Here is a 22,832-nt window from a genome sequence, read left to right as displayed (position 1 = left end):
CGACCAGGCACGAGGTCAATCAATAAATTGGCATTGACAATGTGCACGCTGTTGAGTTCTCAAGGACCAGACGCACTTGCTCCTCGGCTCGAGTTCGAGCTTCAGCCACAAGGCTTGTGTTCTTGGCTGCCACCGGTTGTTCGTCGGACCCGGAGGTCCAGTGGCTCATCCCGAGGGGAGAGAACCGGTGGGCTTGTCATCCTAGGCGTCGAAGCGATCCGGCGCAAGGCCCGATCTGAACTCCAGTGGAGGATGGTCCCGCTTGAGGGCCGACGTGCTCTGGGCTTTCGCTCCAGCCGCTCCGCCGCACCTTTGGGGTGACGAGTAAGAACTATACGCAGCCCTGAGCGAGTGCGCCAAGCCAGCCCCCATCCCGGGCGTGTCGCGTTGTGCAACACACGTCGCCCGGACGCAGCGATGCCCGGTTCCACAGGGGAACCGGGCATCACAGGGGAACCGGGCATCACAGGGGTCGATCAACCGGGATCAGGCGAGCGTCACTCCGGCGAGGGTCTTCTTGCCACGACGCAGCACGAGCAGTCCCCCGGGCAGGGCGACGCCGGACAGCGGGGCGGCCGGGTCTTCGGCCCGGACGTTGTTCACGGCGACGCCGCCCTGGTCGATCGCGCGGCGGGCTTCACCGAGGGACTTCACGAGTCCGGTCTCCACGAGTGCCCGTGCGACGTCCGCTCCGGAGTCGAGTGTGACCGACCCCGGCAGCGCGGCGATCGCCGACCGCAGGGTCTCCACGTCGAGCGCACCGAGGTCACCGTTGCCGAACAGCGCGGCCGCGGCATCGATCGCCGCCTGGGTCGCCGCGACTCCGTGCACGATCGAGGTGACCTCGAACGCCAGGGTCCGCTGGGCCTCTCGTCGGAAGGGTTCGTCGGCGACGACCTGCTCGAGTCGTTCGATCTCGGCACGCGTCAGGAACGTGAACTGCCGCAGCCGGGCGATCACGTCGGCATCCGCCGTGTTGAGCCAGAACTGGTACAGCGCGTACGGCGAGGTCATCTCGGCATCGAGCCAGATGGCGTTGCCCTCGCTCTTGCCGAACTTCGTCCCATCGGAGTTCGTGATGAGCGGGGTCCCGAGGGCGTGCACCGTGGCACCTTCGGCACGACGGATGAGTTCGGTACCGGAGGTCAGGTTGCCCCACTGGTCCGAGCCGCCGGTCTGCAGCGTGCACCCGTACTGCCGCCAGAGTTCGCGGTAGTCGAGCCCCTGGAGGATCTGGTAGCTGAACTCGGTGTAGCTGATCCCCGCATCAGAGTTCAGCCGTGCGGCCACCGCGTCCTTCTTGAGCATCGAGTTGACGCGGAAGTACTTGCCGATGTCGCGCAGGAAGTCGATCGCCGACAACGGTGCGGTCCAGTCGAGGTTGTTCACCAGCCGGACGCCGTTGTCGCCGTCCGGACTGAGGAACCGGGACACCTGGGTCTGCAGCCGGGACACCCACTCCGCCACGGTCTCCGGCGTGTTCAGCGTGCGCTCGGCCGTGGGACGCGGATCGCCGATGAGACCGGTCGAACCACCCACCAACGCGAGCGGCTTGTGCCCGGCGAGCTGCAGCCGACGCATGGTCAGGAGCTGCAGGAGGTTGCCGCAGTGCAGCGACGGCGCGGTGGGGTCGAAGCCGCAGTAGTACGTGATCGGCTCACCGTCGAGGGCCTCTTGCAGCGCGGTCTCGTCGGTCGAGACCTGCACCAGACCGCGCCACTGCAGTTCGTCCCACACCGAGTCGAAGGCGGGGTCGTTCTGCTGGCGCGTCAGGACGTCTTGAGCGGTATCACTGGACACCCCGCCATCGTAGCGGCGACGGACGTCCGGCAGGCGCGGCAGCCGGGAGGCCCGTGGCCGGGTTCACGAGTCGAGGGCGCCCTTGTGCCGCCGGTACGTCGAGACCGTGGGGTCACCCGTCAGCCAGAAGCGCCAGGGGTACCGCGCCCCGCCGGCGATGCCGCCGACGCCGGTGCGCGGGCCCCGGGAGATCCGCGGGACCGCAGCGCCCGCGGGCGGACCGGCCAGGGTCTCGGACAGGAGCTCGTCGATCACGTGGGCCGGTCCGGCAGAGGCGAGCCGGGCCTCCAGGCCGGGTGCCAGGGTGAGCTCGAACGGGCCGGACCCGTCGAGGAGCGACGTGCCGTCGTCCTGCCCGAGGACCGCTCCGAGCGCACCACCGAGGTTGCCGGGCCCGCGTGCCAGGGCGACGTCCGCGACCTTCGACCCGCGACGCGCTCGCGCGACGTCGAGTCCTTCGACGACCTGCGCACCGCGCAGCAGGGAGCCCGACGAGGTGCCGGCAGGCCCGCTCACGACGTTGACGCAGGTGTGGATGCCGTACGAGCGGTAGGCGTACAGCGTGCCGGGCGGACCGAACAGGTGGCGGTTGCGCTCCGTCATCCCCCGGTGACCGTGTGATCCGGGGTCGGTGGGGCCGGAGTAGGCCTCGACCTCGGTGATGCGGAGCACCACGCCGCGCCCCGCGATCGTCGCACCGAGCAGGGCCGGCGCGGCGATCGGGGCGGGCTCGGCGAGCAGCGCGGCGATCCCCTCGGTCATCGCGAGAAGGGCGCGCCCTCGGCCAGGTCGCGGACGCGGCGGGTGACGGACGCGAGCTGCTCGGCGACCCGGTCGGGTGCGGTGCCCCCGACGCCGGAGCGCGATGCGACGCTGCCCTCGATGGTCAGGACGGCACGGACGTCGGGCGTGAGGTGCTCGGACACCGACCGGTACTCGTCGTCGGTCGGCTCGTCGAGCTCGATGCCGCGCTCCTCGCAGTACCGGACGAGCGCGCCGGAGACCTCGTGCGCGTCCCGGAACGGGACCCCCTGGCGGACCAGCCACTCGGCGACGTCCGTCGCGAGCGAGAAGCCCTGCGGCGCGAGCTCGGCCATCCGGTCGGTGTCGAAGGTCAGGGTCGCGATCATGCCGGTGAACGCGGGCAGCAGGACCTCGAGCGTGGCGACGGAGTCGAAGACCGGCTCCTTGTCCTCCTGCAGGTCGCGGTTGTACGCCAGCGGCAGTCCCTTGAGGGTTGCGAGGAGCCCGGTCAGGTTGCCGATCAGACGCCCCGACTTGCCCCGGGCGAGCTCGGCGATGTCCGGGTTCTTCTTCTGCGGCATGATGCTCGAGCCGGTCGAGAAGGCGTCGTGGAGCCGGACGAAGCCGAACTCCTTCGTGTTCCAGAGGATGACCTCTTCCGACAGGCGCGAGACGTCGATGCCGATCTGCGCGAGGACGAACGCGAACTCGGCGACGACGTCACGGGCTGCCGTGGCGTCGATCGAGTTATCCGCCGGACGGTCGAAGCCGAGCTCCGCGGCGATCGCGGCGGGGTCGAGGCCGAGCGAACTCCCTGCCAGCGCACCGGCACCGTACGGGCTGACGCTCGCGCGGCCGGCCCAGTCGCGGAGGCGCTCGAGGTCGCGGACGAGCGGCCAGGCGTGCGCGAGCAGGTGGTGGGCCAGGAGCACGGGCTGTGCGTGCTGCAGGTGCGTGCGCCCCGGCATGATCGCGGCCGGGTGCTCGGTCGCCTGCTGGGTGATCGCGTCGACGAGGTCGATCACGAGCCGGCCGATGCGCCGCCCGTGGTCGAGCATGTGCATGCGGCCGAGGGTGGCGATCTGGTCGTTGCGGCTGCGACCCGCGCGGAGCTTGCCACCGAGTTCGGGACCGAGGTCGGCGATGAGCAGGCGTTCGAGGGCGCCGTGGACGTCCTCGTCGGAGTCGTCGGGCTGCAGTGTGCCGTCGGCGTGCGCCGCTTCGAGCCGGTCGAGGCCGGCGAGCATCCGTTCGAGCTCATCGGCGGTCAGGTAGCCCGCGGTGTGCAGCGCTCGGGCGTGGGCACGGGACCCCGCGATGTCGTAGGGCGCGAGCTGCCAGTCGAAGTGCGTCGACTTCGAGAGCGCAGCGAGGGCCGCACTCGGGCCGTCGGCGAAGCGGCCGCCCCAGAGGGCACCGGTGTTGGTGGCGTCGGTCTTCTCGTCGGTCATGTCGTCCTGCGTCGTTTCGTCTGTGGTGCGGCTGTCGGTCAGTTCGCCGCGTCGCGGCGGGCGGAGATCTTGCTGGGCAGTGACCAGAGCTCGATGAACCCCCTGGACACGGACTGGTCGAACGCGTCGCCGGTGTCGGACGTCGCCAGGTCGAAGTCGTAGAGGCTCTGCTCCGACCGACGGCCCGTCACGGTGGCACGCCCGCCCTGCAGCCGCAACCGGACGTCGCCGGAGACGTGCTGCTGGGTGTGCTCCACGAACGCGTCGAGGCTGCGCTTGAGTCCGCCGAACCACAGGCCGTCGTAGACCAGGTCGGCCCACTCGGACTCGACGCCGCGTTTGAACCGGGCGACGTCGCGCTCGAGGGTGAGGCTCTCGAGCTCCTCGTGCGCGGCGATGAGCGCGATCGCGGCCGGCGCCTCGTAGACCTCGCGCGACTTGATGCCGACCACCCGGTCCTCGACGACGTCGATCCGCCCGACGCCGTGCTTGCCGGCGACCGCGTTGAGCTCCTGCACCATGCGCAGCACGCTGAACCGCTGCCCGTCGAGGGCGACCGGGACACCGCGGTCGAAGGTGATCGTGACCTCGTCGGCCTGCTGCGGGAGCGCCGGGTCCTGCGTGGTCGCGTAGAGGTCGTCGGCGGGGGCGGTCCACGGGTCCTCGAGGAGCCCGGTCTCGACCGCTCGGCCCCACACGTTCTGGTCGACCGACCACGGCTCCCGCTCCGAGTGCTGGATCGGCAGCCGGTGCTCCTGCGCGTAGGCGATGGCGCGGTCGCGGGTGAGGGCGAGGTCCCGCACCGGGGCGACGGTCCGCAGGTCCGGTGCGATCGCCGCGACGGCTGCTTCGAAGCGGACCTGGTCGTTGCCCTTGCCGGTGGAGCCGTGCGCGACGCTGTCGGCACCGAGTTGCTTCGCCGTCAGTGCGAGGTGCTTCGCGATGAGCGGGCGGCTCAGTGCCGAGACGAGCGGGTACCGCTTCTGGTAGAGCGCGTTGGCCCGGAGCGCCGGCACGATGTACTCGTCGGCGAACTCGTCCTTGGCGTCGACGACGAGCGACTCGACGGCGCCGCAGTCGAGCGCACGCTGCCGGACCGCCTCGAGGTCCTCGCCGCCCTGGCCGACGTCGACCACGAGCGCGACGACGTCCTTGCCGGTGGCGTCGCGCAGCCAGCCGATCCCGACGGAGGTGTCGAGACCGCCGGAGTACGCGAGGACGACGCGGTCAGCCACTGGTGATCGGTCCGTCGGCTAGTCGTTGGCGAGCAGCCAGGCCAGCAGCGCCTTCTGGGCGTGCAGACGGTTCTCCGCCTCGTCCCAGATGATGCTGCGGGGGCCGTCGATGACGTCGGCGGTCACCTCGAACCCGCGGTCAGCCGGCAGGCAGTGCATGAAGACGGCGTCGTCGGCGGCGTGCGCCATGAGCGCGTCGTCGACGCGGTACCCCGCGAAGGTGTCGAGGCGCGACTGCTTCTCGGACTCCTTGCCCATCGACACCCAGGTGTCGGTGACGACCACGTCGGCACCCGCGACCGCGGCCACCGGGTCGCTCACCACGAGGACGGAGCCGCCCGTCACGGCGGCGCGTTCCTCGGCGTCGGTGACGACCTGCGGCGACGGGGAGAACTCGGCGGGGGCTGCGACGCGGACGTGCATGCCCGCCGTCGCCCCGGCGAGCAGGTACGACTGCGCCATGTTGCTCGCACCGTCGCCGATGAATGCCACGGTCTGCCCGGCGAGGGCGCCGCGGTGCTCCCGGATGGTGAGCAGGTCGGCGAGGAGCTGGCAGGGGTGGAAGTCGTCGGACAGCGCGTTGACGACGGGGACCGTCGTGCCGGCGGCCATCTCCTCGAGCCCGGCCTGACCGTAGGTGCGCCACACGATCGCCGACACCATGCGCTCGAGCACGCGGGCGGTGTCCGACGGGGTCTCCTTGCCGCCGAGCTGGCTGTTCGCCGTCGAGATGATCAGCGGGCTGCCGCCGAGGTCGGAGATACCGACGTGGAAGGACACCCGGGTGCGGGTCGACGACTTGTCGAAGATCACCGCGACGCTCTGCGGACCGGCCAGCGGCTTCTCCGCCCAGCGGTCGGCCTTCATGCGGTCGGCGATGTCGAGGATCGCGGACTGCTCGGCCTGGCTCAGGTCGTCGTCACGGAGGAAGTGGCGGGTCATGCGGTGGGCTCCTGCGCTGCGGCGACGGCCGCGAGGCTCTGGGCGAGGATCGACAGGAACTCGTCGATCTCGGCGTCGGACACGATGAGCGGCGGCGCGATGCGCAGGCTCGACTCGTTGGGGGCGTTGATGATGAGGCCACGCTCGAGGGCGGCTGCGTTGACGGCCGGACCGATCGGACCGGTCAGACCGACGCCGATGAGCAGGCCGGTGCCACGGACCTCTTCCACCAGCGGGGAACCGATGGCGCGGATGCCGTCACGGATCCGCTCGCCCTTGACCACTGCGCCGGCGACGAGTTCCGCACGCTCGATCTCCTCGAGCACCGCGTTGGCGACGCGGGTGCCGAGCGGGTTGCCGCCGAAGGTCGACCCGTGCTGGCCGGCCGAGAACAGGTCGGACGCCCAGCCGAACGTGACGAGGGCGCCGATGGGGAAGCCACCGGCGATGCCCTTCGCGACGGTGATGGCGTCCGGCGTCACCCCGTGGCCCTGGAACGCGAACCAGTTGCCCGTCCGGCCGACACCCGTCTGGATCTCGTCGAGGATCAGCAGCGCGCCGTGCTCCGCGGTCAGTCGGCGTGCCGCCAGCAGGAAGCCCTCGGGCAGGTCGACCACGCCGGCCTCGCCCTTGATGGGTTCGAGGATCAGGGCGGCGACGGAGTCGTCGATGGACGCTTCGAGCGCCTCGATCGAGGTGTCGATGTGCTCGACGCCCGGGATCATCGGCAGGAAGTCCTGCTGCAGCGCGGGCTTGCCGGTGAGCGCGAGCGCGCCCATCGTGCGGCCGTGGAAGCCCTGCTTGAGCGCGAGGATCCGGGTCTTGGTGCCGTCCGCGCCCTTGTTGAGGCGGGCCAGCTTGAACGCGGCCTCGTTCGCCTCGGCGCCGGAGTTGCCGAAGTAGACACGGCCGGCGTCGCCCGCACCGGTGATGCGCTTGAGGCGCTCGGCGAGTTCGAGCTGCGGCGGGGTGGCGAAGTAGTTCGACACGTGCACGAGCTTCGCGGCCTGGTCGGCGATCGCCTCCACCAGGGCGGGGTGCGCGTGGCCGAGCGAGTTCACCGCGATGCCGGCGAGGAAGTCGAGGTACTCGTTGCCGTCGACGTCCCAGACGCGGCAGCCCTGGCCACGCTCGAGCATGATCTTGGGCGGGGTCAGGGATCGCATGAGCGACGCCCCGAACCGGTCGTTCCAGGTCTCGGTCTGCGTCTCGGTGCTCACTGCTGGTGTCCCTTCTCGTCCGTACCCGCCACGTGCTGGCCGGTACTGCTGTCGATCGACGGTGACGCCACGCGACGGCCGATCTCGGCGTGGGTCATCTGGTTCTCGGTTCGTCGGCTCGGGTCCGGGATCACCTCGGTGCCCGCACCCCGCAGGGTGAAGACCTCGAGCAGGATCGAGTGCGGGATCCGGCCGTCGATGATCGTCGCACCGCCGACCCCGCCGACCACGGCGTCGAGGCACGCGGTCATCTTCGGGATCATCCCCGACTCGAGGCTCGGCAGGAGTTCGCGGAGCTCGTCGACGGCGATGAGGTCGACGATCGAGTCACGGTCGGGCCAGTTGCGGTACAGGCCGGGGACGTCGGTGAGCATCATGAGCTTCGAGGCCCGCAGCGCGATCGCCAGGGCACCCGCCGCAGCGTCCGCGTTCACGTTGAGTGCCTGGTCGGGGTGCGCGTCGTCGATCGCGATGCTCGAGACGACCGGGATCCGGCCGGCCTCGATCGCGGCGAGCACACCGGACGGGTCGACGTGGGTGATGTCCCCGACGTGGCCGAGGTCGTACTCCTGCCCGTCGACGACGACGCCCTTCTTCTCGCCGGTGAACAGCGAGCCGCCGTCGCCGAAAACGCCGACGGCCAGGCCCTCGCCGTGTTCGTTCATCAAGTCGACGATCTCGCGGTTGACCTCGCCGGCCAGGACGTCGCGGACGACCGTGATCGCCTCGGTCGTCGTGACGCGGTAGCCGCCGCGGAACTCGGACTCGATGCCCTGTTCCTTGAGGGCCGCGGAGATCTGCGGGCCGCCGCCGTGTACGACGACGGGGTGCAGACCGGCGTAGCGCAGGTAGACCATGTCCTCGGCGAAGGCGCGCTTCAGGTCCTCGTTCACCATGGCGTTGCCGCCGAACTTGACCACGACGACCTTGCCCGAGAAGCGCTTCAGCCAGGGCAGCGACTCGATGAGCGTCGCGGCCTTGACCGCGGCGAACTCGTGTTCTTCTTCCTTCGTGAGGGGCGTGCCGGCCCCGTTCGTGTCCGCCGCCATCAGCTGGAGTACGCGCTGTTCTCGTGCACGTAGTCGTGCGTGAGGTCGTTGGTCAGGATCGTGGCCGAGTGCGTGCCGACACCGAGGTCGATGCGCACGTGGGTGTCACGCGGGGTCAGGTCGACGGTGTCGCTCGGCTCATCGGGTGCGCCCGCGTGGCAGACCCGGACGCCGTTCATGCTGACGTCGACCGCGTACGGGTCGAACTCGGCGTCGGTCGTACCGATCGCTGCGAGCACCCGGCCCCAGTTCGGGTCGTTGCCGAAGACAGCCGCCTTGAACAGGTTGTTCCGGGCGACGCTCCGACCGACGGTCACGGCGTCGTCCTCCGTCGCGGCGTGCACGACCTCGATCGCGATGTCGTGGCTGGCACCCTCGGCGTCCTGCTGCAGCTGGCGGGCCAGATCGGCGCAGACCGCGGTCAGGGCCTCCTGGAAGTCACCGACCTCGGGCGTCACCCCGCTCGCACCCGACGACAGCAGCACGACGGTGTCGTTCGTGGACATGCAGCCGTCGGAGTCGACCCGGTCGAACGTGATGCGGGTGGCGGCGCGGAGCGCCTGGTCGAGCTGGTCCGGCGTCTGCACGGCGTCGGTCGTGATGACGACGAGCATCGTCGCGAGGCCCGGGGCGAGCATCCCGGCGCCCTTGGCCATGCCGCCGACGGTCCAGCCGTCCTCGGTCACGACGGACTGCTTGGCCTTCGTGTCCGTCGTCATGATCGCGGTCGCCGCGTCCGGGCCGCCGTCGCTGCTGAGTGCAGTGCTCGCCAGGTCGACGCCACGGAGCACGTTGTCGCGGAAGGTCTGGTCGCCGACACCGATGAGCCCGGTGGAGCAGACGACGACGTCGCCGGCTCCGATCCCGAGGGCGTCGCCCACGGCCTCGGCCGTCAGGTGCGTGGTCTGGAAGCCGAACGGGCCGGTGAAGCAGTTCGCGCCGCCGGAGTTCAGGACGACGGCACGGGCGACGCCGTCCCCGACGACCTGGCGGGACCAGATCACGGGGTGCGCCTGGGCTCGGTTGCTGGTGAAGACGGCGGCCACGGCCGCGTCGGGGCCGTCGTTGACGACGAGCGCCACGTCCGGCTTGCCGCTCGTCTTGAGGCCTGCGGTGACACCGGCGGCGCGGAAGCCCGCTGCCGCGGTGACGCCCTGGAGGCCCGGCTCGGTCTGGGTGGTCGCGCCTGCGTCGGTCACGGTGCGACTCCGTCCACGCTGAGGCCCGTGGTCTCGGGGAGACCGAGGGCGATGTTCGCCGACTGGACGGCGGCGCCGGCCGTGCCCTTGGCGAGGTTGTCGAGCGCGGTCACCGCGACGACGCGGCCGGCGGCCTCGTCGACGGCGATGCCGACGAGCGCGGTGTTCGCACCGATCGTGTCCGCGACCCGGGGGAACTCGCCCTCGGGCAGCAGGTGGACGAAGGGCTCGTCGGCGTACGCCTGCTCCCAGGCGAGTCGGACGTCGCGTGCGCTGACGCCGGGCGAGAGCTTCGCGGTGGTGGTCGCCAGGATGCCCCGCGACATCGGGACCAGGACCGGCGTGAACGAGATCGTCACGTCGGCGGCCCCCGCGACCTGCAGGTTCTGCTCGATCTCGGGGACGTGCCGGTGCGAGCCGCCGACGGCGTACGCGCTGGCGGACCCCATGATCTCGGAGGCCAGGTAGGTCGTGGCCAGCTTCTTGCCGGCACCGCTCGGGCCGACGCTGAGCACTGCGACGAGGTCGTCGGACTCGACGAGGCCGGCCTGGATGCCCGGCTGGATGCCGAGCGTCACCGCGGTGACGTTGCAGCCGGGGACCGCGATGCGCTTCGTGCCGACCAGGGCGGAACGCTGCTTGCCCTGCGACGCGATGTCGTCGACCTCGCGCCATTCATCGGCCGAACCCGGGGTGGGCGCCGCGAGCAGGAGCTCGGGCAGCCCGTAGGTCCACGCGCCGAAGTAGTCACCGCCGTAGAACCGCTCCCACGCCGCCGGGTCCGTCAGCCGGTGGTCCGCGCCACAGTCGATGACGAGCGTGTCGTCGCCGAGTTCCGCGGTGATCGCACCCGACTGGCCGTGCGGCAGCGCCAGGAAGACCACGTCGTGCCCGCGCAGCGTCTCGGCCGTCGTCTCCGCCAGCGTCAGGTGCGACAGTGAACGGAGGTGCGGCTGGGTCGCGATCAGGGGCTGTCCGGCGTTCGAGAACGCCGTCACCGTCCTGACCTCGAACTCGGGGTGGGCGGAGAGCACGCGCAGGAGCTCACCACCCGCGTAGCCGGAGGCTCCCGCCACGGCGACGGATACGGACATGGGATTCCACCTTTGGTCGGACTGGTCGTCGAGAGAGTCGGAGGCGGCGACCCCGGGCGGTGCTGATCCCGTGTGGGTCAGTCGCGCAGGGTCGCCCCGAATCGCTCGCCGGCACGTCGGACAGCGCCGTCACGGGCCTCGGTGGCCTCGGCAGCGGTCAGCGTGCGGTCCGTGGCACGGAAGCGCAGGGCGAACGTCAGGGACTTCTGTCCCTCGTCCACGCCGGAGCCCCGGTAGTCATCCACGAGCCGAGCATACTCCAACAGGTCTCCGGCGCCAGAGCGCACCGCATCCAGCACGTCACCGGCCGGCACGCTGGCATCGACGACGAGCGAGAGGTCCTGCGTGGCCGCCGGGTAGGAGACGATCGGCGCGACCGCGACGAGTTCCGGGGCCGCGGCGACCAGCGCGTCGAGGTCGAGCTCGACGACCGCCACCACCCGGGGCAGGACGGCGGCCTCGGCCAGTTCGGGCAGGAGCTCACCGGCGACGCCCACGACCGTGCCGTCGACGAGCAGCGACGCGGCCCGGCCCGGGTGGAGGGACGGGTGGGTCGTCTGCGCGACGGTGAGTTCCACACCGACGGCCCAGGCGACCTGGCGGGCAGCGTCGATCGCGTCGGCGATGCCGAACGGTTCTGCCGTGGTGCCGGGCTGCTTGACGACCCGGTGGCCGGTGAGCAGCGCGGCGACGTGGAAGGGCTGGGCGGGCAGCGAGGCGTCCAGCGCCTCGAGCGTTGCACGGTCGGGCCGGGCGGCGCCCGCCGGGACCTCGTCGGTGCCGAGCGTCACGCCCGTCACCGGCAGGAACACCCGGGACGTCTCGTAGAGCGCGACGTCGACGAGCCCGCGCGACACGTTGCGACGGGCAGCTTCGACCAGGGCCGGAACGCCGCTCCGGCGCAGGAGGTTCTGCTCGCTGTCCAGGGCGTTCGCGAGCACGACGCTCGGTCCGCCCTGCGGGTCGATCCCCGGGTAGGCGTCCTGCGTGGCCGCCGACACGAACGGTGCCGTGACGACCTCGGTCAGGCCCGCCGCGGCCAGCGCCGAGGCGACCCGACGACGAGCCTGCTGGTGCCGGGTCAGGCCCCGACCGGGCGGAGCGACCGGCAGCACGCTGGGGATCCGGTCGTAGCCGACGATGCGTGCGACCTCTTCGACGAGGGTGGTGTCGTCGGTCAGGTCGGGACGCCAGGTGGGCGGGGTGACCGCGAGCTGCTCACCGTCGGTCTCGACCGTGGCGCCGATCGCACGGAGCGTGTCGATGACCTCGGCGTCGGTGTACTCGACGCCGACGAGCTCGGCCGGACGCGAGAGCCGCATCGTCACGGTCGCCCGCGGCTCGGTGTCGACGAGCGTGGATCCGAGGGCGTCAGCGGTACCGCCGGCGAGCTCGACGAGGAGCTGGACGGCACGGTTCGCCGCGGCCTCGGCCACCTGCGGGTCGACCCCGCGCTCGAAGCGACGGGATGCCTCGCTGGGGAGCTTGTGGCGACGAGCGGTGCGGGCGATGGAGACCTGGTCGAACCCGGCGGCCTCGATCAGGACGTCGGTGGTGCTCGCCGAGATCTCGGTGCGGGCTCCGCCCATGACGCCGGCGAGGCCGACGGGACCGTCGTCGTCGGTGATGACGAGGTCTTCGGGGTCGAGCTTCCGGACCGTGCCGTCGAGGGTCTCGAGCGTCTCGCCAGCGGTCGCCCGGCGCACGCCGAGGCCGCCCGCGACGGTCTGCAGGTCGTAGCCGTGGAGCGGCTGGCCGAGCTCGAACATGACGTAGTTCGTGATGTCGACGGGGAGGGAGATCGAGCGCACCCCGGCCAGCGACAGGCGCGACACCATCCAGGACGGTGTCTTCGCGGTCGGGTCGATCCCGCGCACGACGCGCGTGACGAACGTCGACGCTCCGGCCCGACCCCGGATCGGGGCCTGGTCGTCGATCGCGACCCGGAACCCCTCGGCCGCACGCGGCGCGACGCGGTCGACGGGGTCGTGGAAGCTGGCTCCGGTGGCGTGCGCGTACTCACGGGCGACCCCGCGCATGCTGAGGACGTAGCCGCGGTCCGGCGTGACGTTGATCTCGACCGCGGCGTCGTCGAGGCCGAGGAGCGCGATGGCGTCGGCACCGACGGTGGGGTCCATGCCGAGGTCGGCGAAGCGCAGGATGCCGTCGTGCTCGTCGCCCAGCCCGAGCTCGCGGGCCGAGGCGATCATGCCGTCGGACACGTGCCCGTAGGTCTTGCGGGCGGCAATCGGGAACGGCCCCGGCAGGACCGCGCCGGGCAGCGTGACGACGACGAGGTCGCCGACGTCGAAGTTGTGCGCGCCGCAGACGATGCCGCGGGGCTCGGCTTCGCCGACGTCCACCTGGCACCAGTTGATGGTCTTGCCGTTCTTCTGCGGCTCGGGGACGCGCTCGAGGACCCGACCGACCACGATGGGACCGGTCAGGTCGAAGGTGTGGACGTCCTCTTCCTCGAAGCCGACCGACACGAGCGCCGCGTGGACGTGCTCGAGGGTGACGTCCTCGGGGAGGTCGACGGACTCACCGAGCCAACGGAGTGGGACGCGCATCAGACCACCGTTCCGAACTGCTGCGAGAAGCGGATGTCGCCCTCGAGGAAGTCACGCATGTCGTTCAGGCCGTTGCGGAACTGCAGCGTCCGCTCGATGCCCATGCCGAACGCGAAGCCCTGGTACTCGTCCGGGTCGATCCCGGCGGCACGCAGGACGTTGGGGTTCACCATGCCGCAGCCACCCCACTCGACCCACCGCGCGCCACCCTTGGCGTTCGGCTGCCAGACGTCCATCTCGGCGCTGGGCTCGGTGAACGGGAAGTAGTTCGGGCGGAGCCGGATCTGCGCCTCGGCGCCGAACATCTGCCGGGCGAAGTGCTCGAGCGTCCCGCGCAGGTGCGCCATCGTCAGGCCCTTGTCGATCGCGATGCCCTCGACCTGGGTGAAGACCGGCAGGTGCGTGGCGTCGAGCTCGTCGGCACGGTAGACGCGACCCGGCGCGATCACGTACAGCGGGAGGTCGCGCGACAGCAGCGACCGCACCTGCACCGGCGAGGTGTGGGTGCGCATGACCAGGTGCCGGTCGACGGGCTCGACGAAGATCGTGTCCGCCATGGCCCGGGCCGGGTGGTCCTGGTCGAAGTTCAGCGCGTCGAAGTTGAACCACTCGTGCTCGAGCTCGGGGCCTTCTGCCACTTCCCACCCCATGCCGACGAAGATGTCGGCGACGGCTTCGTTCAGCAGCGAGAGCGGGTGGCGGGAGCCGGTGGCGCGGTGGACCGGCAACGCGGTGACGTCGACGTGCTCGGCTTCGAGCCGTGCGTGTTCCTCGGCCACCGCGAGGACGGATTCCTGCTCGGCGATCGCCGCGTTCACCCGCCCACGGGCCTGCCCGACGAGCTTGCCCGCCGCGGCCTTCTGCTCCGGCGGCACGCTGCGCATCGATGCGTTCATCCGCGCCAACGGTGACTGCTCACCGGTGTGCTCGGCCCTGGCCTGCTTCAGTTCGGCGACCGTCGTCGTGGCACGGACGGCGGCGAGGGCCGCGTCCACCGCGTCGGCGACGGCCGATTCGCTGATCTCGAGAGGTTCTGACACGAGACCCAAGCCTACCGGCCGTCGGGATACCACCCACCTGCACCGAGCGGACGGTGGATGACCGACGCCGACGACCGGCCTGGGGAGGGAGGAGCGTCAGCTCCGGAGCGCGAAGGCCGACTCGTACAGGCACACCGACGCAGCGGTGGCGAGGTTCATCGACTCCGCCTGCCCGTAGATCGGCACCTTGACTGCGCGGTCGACGAGCGCCAGGTCGTCGGCGGTGAGTCCGCGGGCCTCGTTGCCGAAGACCCACGCGGTCGGACCGTCGAGCATCCCCTCGGCGCGGACCACCGGCAGGTCGTCGCCGGAGACGTCCGCCGCGAGCACCGTGTAACCGAGGGCCTTCGCCCGCTCGATCGTGTCGGCCAGGGTCACGCCGACGGACACCGGGACGTGGAACAGGGACCCGGTCGTCGACCGGACGACCTTCGGGTTGTACGGGTCGACCGAGCGTCCGGTCAGCACCACCGCGTCGGCGCCGGCCGCGTCGGCGGCCCGGATGATCGTGCCGGCGTTCCCCGGGTCCCGCACCTCTTCGAGGATGGCGACCAGTCCGGGCAACGCGGCCTGCTCGTCGGACGCATCACGAGCCTCCCGGTCGGCGGCGGCCGAAGCGCGGTCCGGGAAGACGTCCTTCACCGACGTCGGGAACTGCTGGCACACCGCCACCACGCCCTGCGGGGTGACCGTGTCGGCCATCGCGTCGAGCACCTGCTCGGTCACGAACCAGGTGTCCACCGGCGCGTCGTCCAGCCCGTAGCGGGCTGCGGCGGTCGGGGTCACGTAGAGCTCGCGCAGGAGCTCCGGGGCGTACTCCAGCGCTTCGCGGACCGCTTGGGGCCCTTCCAGCAGGAACAGGCCGGTCTCGGCCCGGACGTCCTTCTTGGCCAGGGCCGCAACGGCCTTCACGCGTCCGGCACGGGGGTTCTCGAGGAGATCGCTCACGACCCAAGTCTAGGAACGACGAAACCCCCGCCATGCGGCGGGGGTTTCGCGAGCAGAAGAACTGACTACGCAGCCTTCGGGGCCGAGGTGTCGGCCGGGAGGGCCTTCTTCGCGGTCTCGACGAGCGCGGTGAAGGTCTCGGGGTTGTTCACCGCGAGGTCGGCGAGGATGCGACGGTCGACCTCGACGCCGGCCAGGTTGAGACCCTGGATGAGGCGGTTGTAGGTCAGGCCGTTCGCACGGGACGCAGCGTTGATGCGCTGGATCCACAGGCGACGGAACTCGCCCTTCTTCGCGTGACGGTCGCGGTACGCGTAGACGAGGGAGTGGGTGACCTGCTCCTTGGCCTTGCGGTACAGGCGCGAACGCTGGCCGCGGTAGCCCTCGGCGCGTTCGAGGATGACGCGGCGCTTCTTGGCGGCGTTGACCGCTCTCTTTACTCGTGCCATTGCACTATTCCTTTACGATCCGGGGGCTCAGTGGCCGAGGAGCTTCTTGACGTTCTTCGCGTCACCCTTGGAGAGGACCTGGTCCTCGTTCAGGCGGGCCTTGCGCTTGGAGCTCTTGACCTCGAGGTTGTGACGCATACCGGCCTGCTGCTTCATGATCTTGCCGGTACCGGTGACCTTGAAGCGCTTCTTCGACCCGGAGTGGGTCTTCTGCTTGGGCATGGTGGTGCCTTTCCGTGGGATGGATGGGGGGCCGCGTCGTTGCGGGTTCGGTCCGGGGACCTATTCGGCCGCGGCGTCCGTGGATTCCGCAGCTGCCTCGGACGTGGAACCGGCCTCAGCCTCGTCCTTGCCCTTCGCGGCGTGCTCGGTGGCACGACGCTCGGCCTTCTGTGCAGCACGCTTGGCGTTCTGCTCGCCCTTGACGTCGGACTTGTTCTTGAGCGGGGCGATGATCATCGTCATGTTGCGACCGTCCTGGGTCGGACGCGACTCGACGACACCGAACTCGGCGATCTCTTCCGCGAACTTCTGGAGGAGACGGACACCCTGCTCCGGACGCGACTGCTCGCGGCCACGGAAGAGGATCATCGCCTTCACCTTGTCGCCGCCGAGGAGGAACCCCTCGGCGCGCTTGCGCTTCGTCTCGTAGTCGTGCACGTCGATCTTCAGGCGGAAACGGACCTCTTTCAGGTCCGTGTTCACCTGGTTGCGACGGGCTTCCTTGGCCTTCTGAGCGGCCTCGTACTTGAACTTGCCGTAGTCCATGATCTTGGCCACGGGCGGCTTCGAGTTCGGCGCGACCTCGACCAGATCCAGTTCGGCTTCCTGCGCGAGACGCAGTGCCATGGCGATCGGGACAACGCCGACCTGCTCACCCTGCGGACCGACGAGTCGGACTTCGGGAACGCGGATTCGGTCGTTGGTACGGGGATCGGTGATGCGGAGCTCCTTCAATCAGGTGGTGGCCGTCCGGGGCGTTTGCCCTGGACGACAGCACGAGAGAGGAGATCTGACGCACGGGATGTCGGCCCGTTCGGCAGCCGCCCTGCATCGGATCCGAGGGATCCGACCGACGAGTGCAACACGTGCACTCGCGGAGCGGTGGTGACCCGGTAGCCTGGTGGAACGCGGCCGCGGGTGGGAGAGACTCCTCTTTCGTGACACCGTCCGGATGTGATCAGAAAGTCTGATGGCACACGGACAGCATCTGCCGCGAGCAAGCTTAGCAGAGGAGCACCGTGAGCGACACCCCGATCGACGACACCGGCATCGACGCCGCCAGGGACATCGCGGAGGTGCCGGCGGTCGAACTCATCAACACCGTTGCGGTGCACCTGCTCAGTGCCGCGGCCGTCAAGGTCGGCCTGGCAGACGACCCGCAGGAGCAGACGGACCTGGACGAGGCGCGGAAGCTGATCACCGCGCTGGCCGGCTTGGTCACCGCCGCTGCGACCGAGATCGGCGACCACCACGCCCGTCCGCTCCGCGACGGACTCCGGTCGCTGCAGCTCGCCTTCCGCGAGGCGTCGGCGATCCCGGACCCGATCGGTGCCGGACCGGGCGAGAAGTACACGGGTCCCGTCAACTAGACGACGTCACCCGGAGACGGACGGGAGGCCCGTGGCGGTGTCGCCACGGGCCTCCCGTCCGTTCGTGGGTCGCGGTCAGGACCCGCTCTCGCCGACCAGGCGCGCGACGGCCGCGAGCGGGATGCCGACCCAGTCGGGTCGGTTGCGGGTCTCGTAGACGACCTCGTAGACCGCCTTGTCGAGTTCGAAGGCGTCGAGCAGCGCGCCGTGGGCGGTGAGGTCCGCGCCGGTGCCCCGCTGGTAGCCCTCGAGGAAGCGTGCCCGCGCCTCGGCCGCCCAGGCGGCCGCGTCGACCGGTTCGGCGTCGTGCGCCAGCGCACCCGCGACGTAGTCGAACGATCGGAGCATGCCCGCGACGTCGCGCAGGGTGACGTCCGGCAGCGAGCGTTCGTCGAGGGGGCGGAGCGGCTCGCCCTCGAAGTCCAGGAAGACCCACCCGCGGGGGTCCGGTGCCGACAGGACCTGTCCGAGGTGCAGGTCACCGTGGATGCGCTGCAGGTCCGGCCACGTCGCGTCGGCGGCACGGGCGTAGACCGCGCGGACGGCGTCGGCGTGGTCGGCGACGGCCGGGGCCTCGCGGGCGGCGGTGTCGAGCCGGGCGTGCATCGTGGCGACGGCGGCGTCCCGTCGGGGCGCGTCGGCCGGTTCCGTCGGCAGCGCTCCGGCGAGGGTGCGGTGCACGTCGGCGAGCGCGGTGCCGAGCTGCTCGGCGCGGTCACCGAACGGCGTGCCGGCCTGCGCCTCCTGCAGGGCGACGCGCCAGGCGTCGTCGAGCCCGGGGAGGAACTCCTGGGCGAAGGCGAGGTGCCCCGTCGCCGTGCCGTCCGGGCGTCCGACATCCGGCCAGTCGGCGCGGAGGGCGCCGTAGACCCGCGGCACACGGGTGCTGCCCGCCGCCGTGAGGGCGAGCTGCGTGGTCACGTCGGGGTTGTCGCCGTGGTGCAGCACGCGGAAGACCTTGATGATGACGCGGTCGCCGGACTCGGTGTCGCAGATGACCGAGGTGTTGGACTGCTCACCCGTCAGGACGCGGGCGGCGGTGACCCGGCCGATCGGGCTGAGGCTGTCCGATGCCGCGTCGATGCGTGCGGCGAGCGCCGAGACCCACGCGAGGTCGGTGGTGGCGTCGACGATCGCGCCGTCCGGCCCGCTGGTGATCGGTGACTGGTAGAGGACGGGGACCGCTGGGGCCTCGTCGAGCACCAGCCGGGTCCCGTCGTCGGTCGAGATCGTCCGGAGGCGTGGCACGGACCCCTTCGAGGCGTACCAGCGGCGGTCGGCGATCCAGGACTCGAGGTCGCGGTCGCTCGGCGTGCTGGCGTCCGGGGCGCTGGTGTCGGGGGCGCTGGCGTCTGCGCGGGTGTCTGCGCTCGTGTCTGCGCGGGTGTCGGGGGCGCTGGGTGCTCCGTCGCTCATGCAGCGGAACCTACGCGCCGGGGCCTGGCGAGGTGCCGAGTCCCCCACAGGACGGGCCGGGGAGCGCTCCGTCCACAGAACCCCGCTGCCCCCGGTCTGACACGGGTGCGCCGGACGACACTTGCGGCATGCCCCGATCCGCTGCCGCTCCTGCCTCCGCCGCTGACGCTGCACCTGCGCTCCCCGACCCCCGCCGGACCTGGCGGATCCTCGACGACCGCAGGCGCCCCGCACTCGAGCCGTTCGCCGCCGACGTCCGCCGTCACGAAGCGGTGACGGTGCGCGAGACGGTGTGGGACTCCGACGACCGGGTGCTCGCCGCAGAGGGCGTCGTGCTCACACGCTCGCCGGACGGCACCTGGACGATCGACCGGGGTGCCCACGGGGTCGGTCCGGAACCGCTCGACGGTGCGTCCGACGGTCCCCCACGCGACGCCGTCGAGGTGTTCCTGCGTGGTCGTCCGCTGCGGACCGTCCTGGTCCGTGACACCACCACGACGCTCGTGACCCTCCGCGGCAGGGACGGCCGGGTGCGGGCCGAGGTCGCCGACGTGCGCGTGGACGACGGCGACCCGGACACCACCGTGCTGCGGTCATCGCGGTGGTGGGCCCTGACCGACGACGGACGCGACGGTGCCACGGCACGAGCGACCGAACGAGCGCTGCACGACGCGGCGACGGACCCGGTGGACGTTTCGTCGGTACCGCTCCCCCGGGGCCCGGAGCCGGCGCCGGAACGCCGACGCGGCCGAGCGAAGCGCCCCCGGCCGGACACCGCCGCCGGGTTCGTCCTCCGGGTGCTCGATGCCCTGCGGCGTGACCTCGTCGCGGCGGACCCCCGGGTACGAGCCGACGAGCCCGAGGCCGTGCACGACCTGCGGAAGGTGCTGCGCCGCCTGCGGAGTGTGCTCGCGGCGTTCCGCGGCGCGCTCGACCGCCAGGCGACCGAGGACCTCCGTGCCGCCCTGGCCGAGACCGGACGGATCGCCGGGACCGCTCGCGACGCCGAGGTGCTGCACGCCGGCCTGTCCCGGTCGGCGGCAGACGCCCCCGACGGGTACGTGGACACCGAGACCCTGGACCGCATCGGCGCCGAGACCGCGGAACGTCGCAGCGTCGCCGCTGCTGAACTCCGGCGAGCGCTGCGCTCCGACGCCTGGTTCCGGACACTCGATGCCCTCGACGACCTGCTGCTGCGGGCACCGGCCGGCCCGCACGCGGACGACGACGCGGCCACGTTCGCCGCCCGGCGCATCCGGCACGAGCGGGCACGCGTCGGTCGGCTGCTGGGTGATCCGAGCGATGACCTCGACACCCTGCACGAGGTCCGGAAGGCCGCGCGCCGGTTGCGCTACGCCCTGCAGGCGGCCGGTGACGTGCCCGACGTCGGGAAGCGCCGGCTCGGTCGACTGCGACGGGTGCAGGAGACCCTCGGCGAGACGCTCGACGCCGCGCACGCCGCCGATGCGTACCGGCGGCTGGCAGGCGTGGCAGCGCAGCACGGCGAGGACACGTTCGGGTACGGCGTCCTGGCGACGACCGAGCAGACGGCCAGCACGCAGGGCCTGCACCGATCGCGGAAGCTGCTCGCGCGGCTCTGACCGGGTGCGAGAATCGGGCCGTGCCGCACTACTTCGAGGACCTCGCTGCCGGACAGACCTTCACCACGCCGGGGCGCACCATCACCGAGGCGGACGTGGTGTCGTTCGCCTCGTGGACGAACGACAACAACCAGGTGCACACGGACGTCGAGTTCGCGGGGAAGACCCGGTACGGGCAGCGGATCGTGCACGGGTTGCTCGGCACCTCGCTGTGCCTCGGGCTCATCGCGCGCACGGGGGTGTTCGAGGGGTCCGCGGTGGCACTGCTCGGGATCGACCAGTGGCGGTTCACCGAGCCCGTGTTCATCGGGGACACCGTGACCTGCACCGTCGAGGTCCTCGGCACCCGGCTGACGAGCTCGGGGACGACCGGGATCGTCGAACGAGCAGTGGCCCTGCGGAACCAGCACGGCGTGATCGTCCAGCAGGGACGGATGGACGTCATGGTGCTCACGCGCGACGCCGCGATCGGCTGAGCGACCACTCGACGAGCGCCCCACGGAACCTGCTCCGCGCAATCCCGACTCCCTCTTTACAACGATGTACCGGCACGGGAGCATAGAAGCATGAGCACGCTCGACGGCATCGTGGCCGCACCTGACTCCGCTTCCGCCCCCGGCCTCCCACTCGCTTCGCGGCAGGACGGCACGTACCCCCGGCCGCAGATGCTCCGCACCGCCTGGGCCGACCTCGACGGCACGTGGTCGTTCCGGAACGACGGCGACGACGACGCCTGGCGCACCGGCTTCACCGACGCCCGGGACATCGTCGTCCCGTTCCCGCCGGAGTCCCCGGCCTCGGGCATCGACGAGCCCGGGTTCCACCCGGTGGTCTGGTACTCCCGCGCGATCACCCGCTCCGAGCTCGACGCCGCCGGGTTCGGCACCGGCGCGCCTCGGCTCGTGCTGCACTTCGGCGCCGTCGACCACCGCGCCCGCGTCTGGATCGACGGGCAGTTCATCGGCGGACACGAGGGCGGCCACACCCCGTTCTCCTTCGACGTCACCGAGGCGCTGACCACGGACCCCGACGCCGTGCACACCCTGGTGGTCCGCGCCGAGGACGACCCGCACGACCTGACCCAGCCGCGCGGCAAGCAGGACTGGCACGAGGACCCGCACGCGATCTGGTACCGCCGGACCACGGGGATCTGGCAGACGGTCTGGCTCGAGGCCGTGCCGACCGCCTCGATCGCGTCCCTGCGCTGGACGAACGTCGACCACGCGACCATGCGCCTGACGGTCCGGCTCGACGGTTACCGCACCGGCGGCGAGCGCCTGCGCGTCGAGGCCCGCTGGGACGACCGCGACGAGCACCTCGCCACGATCGAGACCACCGTCGGCGAGACCGGGGACGAGTTCGACGTGGTCGTGCCGATCGCGCGGCAGACGAACGGGCAGGCCGAGGACGAGCTGCACTGGACGCCGGACACGCCCCGGCTGATCGACGCCACGGTCACGCTGCTGCCACGCTCCGGCAACGGCACGACGGTGGGCACGGGCGCGCTCGACGCCGTCGCCAGCTACTTCGGGATCCGGACGGTCGGGGTCGATGGGGGCGCGTTCCTGCTCAACGGCCGACGCCATGACGTCCGCAGTGTCCTGAACCAGGGCTACTGGCCCGAGTCGCACATCGCCGCCCCGTCCCGCCAAGCACTCCGCCGCGAGGTCGAACTCATCAAGGAGCTCGGCTTCAACGCGGCCCGCAACCACCAGAAGATCGAGGACCCGCGGTTCCTGTACTGGGCCGACCGGCTCGGACTCATGGTGTGGGGCGAGGCCCCCGGCGCCTACGCGTTCTCCCCCCGCGCCGTGCAGCGTCTGATGCGTGAGTGGATGGACGCTGTCGAGCGTGACGCCTCGCACCCGTCGATCGTCACGTGGGTGCCCGCCAACGAGAGCTGGGGTGTGCAGCACATCGCCACCGACCCGGCCCAGCAGGCCTACGCCCGGGCCCTCGCCGACGTCACGCGGGCGTTGGACCCGACGCGTCCGGTGATCTCGAACGACGGGTGGGAGCACACGAACTCCGACATCGTCACGATCCACGACTACGAGGGCGACGGACCCCGGCTCGCGGCCACCTACGCGGACGAGACCGCACGGACCCGACTCCTCGGTGGCATCGGGCCGGCGGATCGCCGCATCCTGGTCGGCGGCGCCGAGGACCTGGGCCAGCCGGTCATGCTCACCGAGTTCGGCGGCGTGAACTACCAGCCGGGCGTCCAGCGCGAGGACGGCTGGGGCTACACGTCGGCCACTGACGGCGACGACTGGGTCGCCCGCATCACCGCGCTGTACGACGCGATCCGCGCGAGCTCGTTCCTCGCCGGGTCCTGCTACACGCAGCTCACCGACACCATGCAGGAGACGAACGGCCTGCTCAACGCAGACCGCTCCCCGAAGGTCCCGATCGAGCAGATCCGTCGCGCGGTCACGGGGCGCTAGCCGGGAGGCCCGCACTTCGTGAGCAGGAATGGTCG

Annotated in this window: 20 protein-coding genes; 4 read left to right on the top strand and 16 right to left on the bottom strand. The window is 71.2% G+C overall.

The genetic code is table 11. The features are described 5' to 3' along the window. Nucleotides 1-486 precede the first annotated feature (486 nt). The 15 genes from tyrS to infC form a co-directional block, all read right to left on the bottom strand. Nucleotides 487-1,800: a tyrosine--tRNA ligase gene (gene tyrS / locus DEJ03_RS16415; RefSeq protein WP_110865447.1), complete on the bottom strand. Its 1,314-nt coding sequence runs from the start codon at nt 1,798-1,800 to the stop codon at nt 487-489. A gap of 63 nt (nt 1,801-1,863) precedes the next feature. After that, nucleotides 1,864-2,562 carry a DNA-3-methyladenine glycosylase gene (locus DEJ03_RS16410; RefSeq protein ID WP_110865446.1) on the bottom strand — a complete coding sequence of 233 codons (699 nt, stop codon included), beginning with the start codon at nt 2,560-2,562 and terminating at the stop codon, nt 1,864-1,866. Continuing rightward, a complete protein-coding gene (gene argH / locus DEJ03_RS16405; protein WP_071405137.1) occupies nt 2,559-3,995 on the bottom strand; it encodes an argininosuccinate lyase in 1,437 nt (478 codons plus the stop codon). Before argH ends, DEJ03_RS16410 begins: the two co-directional genes overlap by 4 nt. A gap of 38 nt (nt 3,996-4,033) precedes the next feature. Continuing rightward, nucleotides 4,034-5,230, bottom strand: a complete 1,197-nt coding sequence (locus tag DEJ03_RS16400; protein WP_110865445.1) for an argininosuccinate synthase — start codon at nt 5,228-5,230, stop codon at nt 4,034-4,036. An 18-nt stretch (nt 5,231-5,248) separates the two neighbouring features. Next, nucleotides 5,249-6,172, bottom strand: coding sequence for an ornithine carbamoyltransferase (gene argF / locus DEJ03_RS16395; RefSeq protein WP_110865444.1), 924 nt, complete (start codon nt 6,170-6,172; stop codon nt 5,249-5,251). Further along, entirely contained in the window at nt 6,169-7,392 is a 1,224-nt protein-coding gene (locus DEJ03_RS16390; RefSeq protein WP_110865443.1) for an acetylornithine transaminase, read from the bottom strand. Before DEJ03_RS16390 ends, argF begins: the two co-directional genes overlap by 4 nt. Further along, entirely contained in the window at nt 7,389-8,441 is a 1,053-nt protein-coding gene (argB, locus tag DEJ03_RS16385; RefSeq protein ID WP_110865442.1) for an acetylglutamate kinase, read from the bottom strand. Before argB ends, DEJ03_RS16390 begins: the two co-directional genes overlap by 4 nt. Next, nucleotides 8,441-9,640, bottom strand: coding sequence for a bifunctional glutamate N-acetyltransferase/amino-acid acetyltransferase ArgJ (gene argJ / locus DEJ03_RS16380; protein WP_110865441.1), 1,200 nt, complete (start codon nt 9,638-9,640; stop codon nt 8,441-8,443). Before argJ ends, argB begins: the two co-directional genes overlap by 1 nt. Next, on the bottom strand, nt 9,637-10,734 hold the full coding sequence (locus DEJ03_RS16375; protein ID WP_110865440.1) for an N-acetyl-gamma-glutamyl-phosphate reductase: 1,098 nt from the start codon (nt 10,732-10,734) through the stop codon (nt 9,637-9,639). Before DEJ03_RS16375 ends, argJ begins: the two co-directional genes overlap by 4 nt. Nucleotides 10,735-10,811: 77 nt before the next feature. Continuing rightward, nucleotides 10,812-13,304, bottom strand: coding sequence for a phenylalanine--tRNA ligase subunit beta (gene pheT / locus DEJ03_RS16370; protein ID WP_110865439.1), 2,493 nt, complete (start codon nt 13,302-13,304; stop codon nt 10,812-10,814). Then, nucleotides 13,304-14,344, bottom strand: a complete 1,041-nt coding sequence (pheS, locus tag DEJ03_RS16365) for a phenylalanine--tRNA ligase subunit alpha (protein ID WP_110865438.1) — start codon at nt 14,342-14,344, stop codon at nt 13,304-13,306. The genes pheT and pheS overlap by 1 nt, the downstream gene beginning before the upstream one ends. Nucleotides 14,345-14,440: 96 nt before the next feature. Continuing rightward, entirely contained in the window at nt 14,441-15,292 is an 852-nt protein-coding gene (locus DEJ03_RS16360) for an RNA methyltransferase (RefSeq protein WP_110865437.1), read from the bottom strand. A gap of 65 nt (nt 15,293-15,357) precedes the next feature. Further along, nucleotides 15,358-15,741 carry a 50S ribosomal protein L20 gene (rplT, locus tag DEJ03_RS16355; RefSeq protein WP_017887975.1) on the bottom strand — a complete coding sequence of 128 codons (384 nt, stop codon included), beginning with the start codon at nt 15,739-15,741 and terminating at the stop codon, nt 15,358-15,360. Nucleotides 15,742-15,768: 27 nt separating this feature from the next. Next, a complete protein-coding gene (gene rpmI / locus DEJ03_RS16350; protein ID WP_017887976.1) occupies nt 15,769-15,963 on the bottom strand; it encodes a 50S ribosomal protein L35 in 195 nt (64 codons plus the stop codon). A gap of 60 nt (nt 15,964-16,023) precedes the next feature. Then, nucleotides 16,024-16,698, bottom strand: coding sequence for a translation initiation factor IF-3 (gene infC, locus DEJ03_RS16345; protein ID WP_081827403.1), 675 nt, complete (start codon nt 16,696-16,698; stop codon nt 16,024-16,026). 284 nt (nt 16,699-16,982) lie between these two features. Here infC and DEJ03_RS16340 point away from each other — a divergent pair, with 284 nt between their 5' ends. Beyond that, the gene (locus DEJ03_RS16340; protein ID WP_027466553.1) at nt 16,983-17,333 is read left to right on the top strand and encodes a DUF1844 domain-containing protein; all 351 of its coding nucleotides are present in this window, start codon (nt 16,983-16,985) and stop codon (nt 17,331-17,333) included. A gap of 75 nt (nt 17,334-17,408) precedes the next feature. Here DEJ03_RS16340 and DEJ03_RS16335 read toward each other — a convergent pair whose 3' ends face one another. Beyond that, entirely contained in the window at nt 17,409-18,749 is a 1,341-nt protein-coding gene (locus DEJ03_RS16335; RefSeq protein WP_220034153.1) for a phosphotransferase, read from the bottom strand. Nucleotides 18,750-18,877: 128 nt separating this feature from the next. Between DEJ03_RS16335 and DEJ03_RS16330 the strand changes: the two genes are divergently transcribed. From DEJ03_RS16330 to DEJ03_RS16320, 3 genes are all read left to right on the top strand, one after another. Next, on the top strand, nt 18,878-20,350 hold the full coding sequence (locus tag DEJ03_RS16330) for a CHAD domain-containing protein (RefSeq protein WP_110865436.1): 1,473 nt from the start codon (nt 18,878-18,880) through the stop codon (nt 20,348-20,350). Between the two features lie 20 nt (nt 20,351-20,370). Continuing rightward, nucleotides 20,371-20,826 (top strand): MaoC/PaaZ C-terminal domain-containing protein, encoded by a 456-nt coding sequence (locus tag DEJ03_RS16325; protein ID WP_110865435.1) that lies wholly within the window; start codon nt 20,371-20,373, stop codon nt 20,824-20,826. 90 nt (nt 20,827-20,916) lie between these two features. Further along, complete coding sequence (locus DEJ03_RS16320) at nt 20,917-22,797, top strand: glycoside hydrolase family 2 protein (RefSeq protein WP_110865434.1); 1,881 nt, start codon at nt 20,917-20,919, stop codon at nt 22,795-22,797. Nucleotides 22,798-22,832 lie beyond the last annotated feature (35 nt).

This window comes from Curtobacterium sp. MCLR17_043 (assembly GCF_003224215.1).
Lineage (GTDB): Bacteria > Actinomycetota > Actinomycetes > Actinomycetales > Microbacteriaceae > Curtobacterium > Curtobacterium flaccumfaciens.
This window is presented reverse-complemented; position numbering and strand designations above follow the sequence as displayed.

Bases quoted from the DNA above. Each gene is read 5' to 3' on its own strand.
- DEJ03_RS16410 (WP_110865446.1), bottom strand. From the start codon at position 2,562: ATGACCGAGGGGATCGCCGCGCTGCTCGCCGAGCCCGCCCCGATCGCC.
- argH (WP_071405137.1), bottom strand. From the start codon at position 3,995: ATGACCGACGAGAAGACCGACGCCACCAACACCGGTGCCCTCTGGGGC.
- argF (WP_110865444.1), bottom strand. From the start codon at position 6,172: ATGACCCGCCACTTCCTCCGTGACGACGACCTGAGCCAGGCCGAGCAG.
- argB (WP_110865442.1), bottom strand. From the start codon at position 8,441: ATGGCGGCGGACACGAACGGGGCCGGCACGCCCCTCACGAAGGAAGAA.
- DEJ03_RS16375 (WP_110865440.1), bottom strand. From the start codon at position 10,734: ATGTCCGTATCCGTCGCCGTGGCGGGAGCCTCCGGCTACGCGGGTGGT.
- pheT (WP_110865439.1), bottom strand. From the start codon at position 13,304: ATGCGCGTCCCACTCCGTTGGCTCGGTGAGTCCGTCGACCTCCCCGAG.
- rplT (WP_017887975.1), bottom strand. From the start codon at position 15,741: ATGGCACGAGTAAAGAGAGCGGTCAACGCCGCCAAGAAGCGCCGCGTC.
- rpmI (WP_017887976.1), bottom strand. From the start codon at position 15,963: ATGCCCAAGCAGAAGACCCACTCCGGGTCGAAGAAGCGCTTCAAGGTC.
- DEJ03_RS16335 (WP_220034153.1), bottom strand. From the start codon at position 18,749: ATGAGCGACGGAGCACCCAGCGCCCCCGACACCCGCGCAGACACGAGC.
- DEJ03_RS16330 (WP_110865436.1), top strand. From the start codon at position 18,878: ATGCCCCGATCCGCTGCCGCTCCTGCCTCCGCCGCTGACGCTGCACCT.
- DEJ03_RS16320 (WP_110865434.1), top strand. From the start codon at position 20,917: ATGAGCACGCTCGACGGCATCGTGGCCGCACCTGACTCCGCTTCCGCC.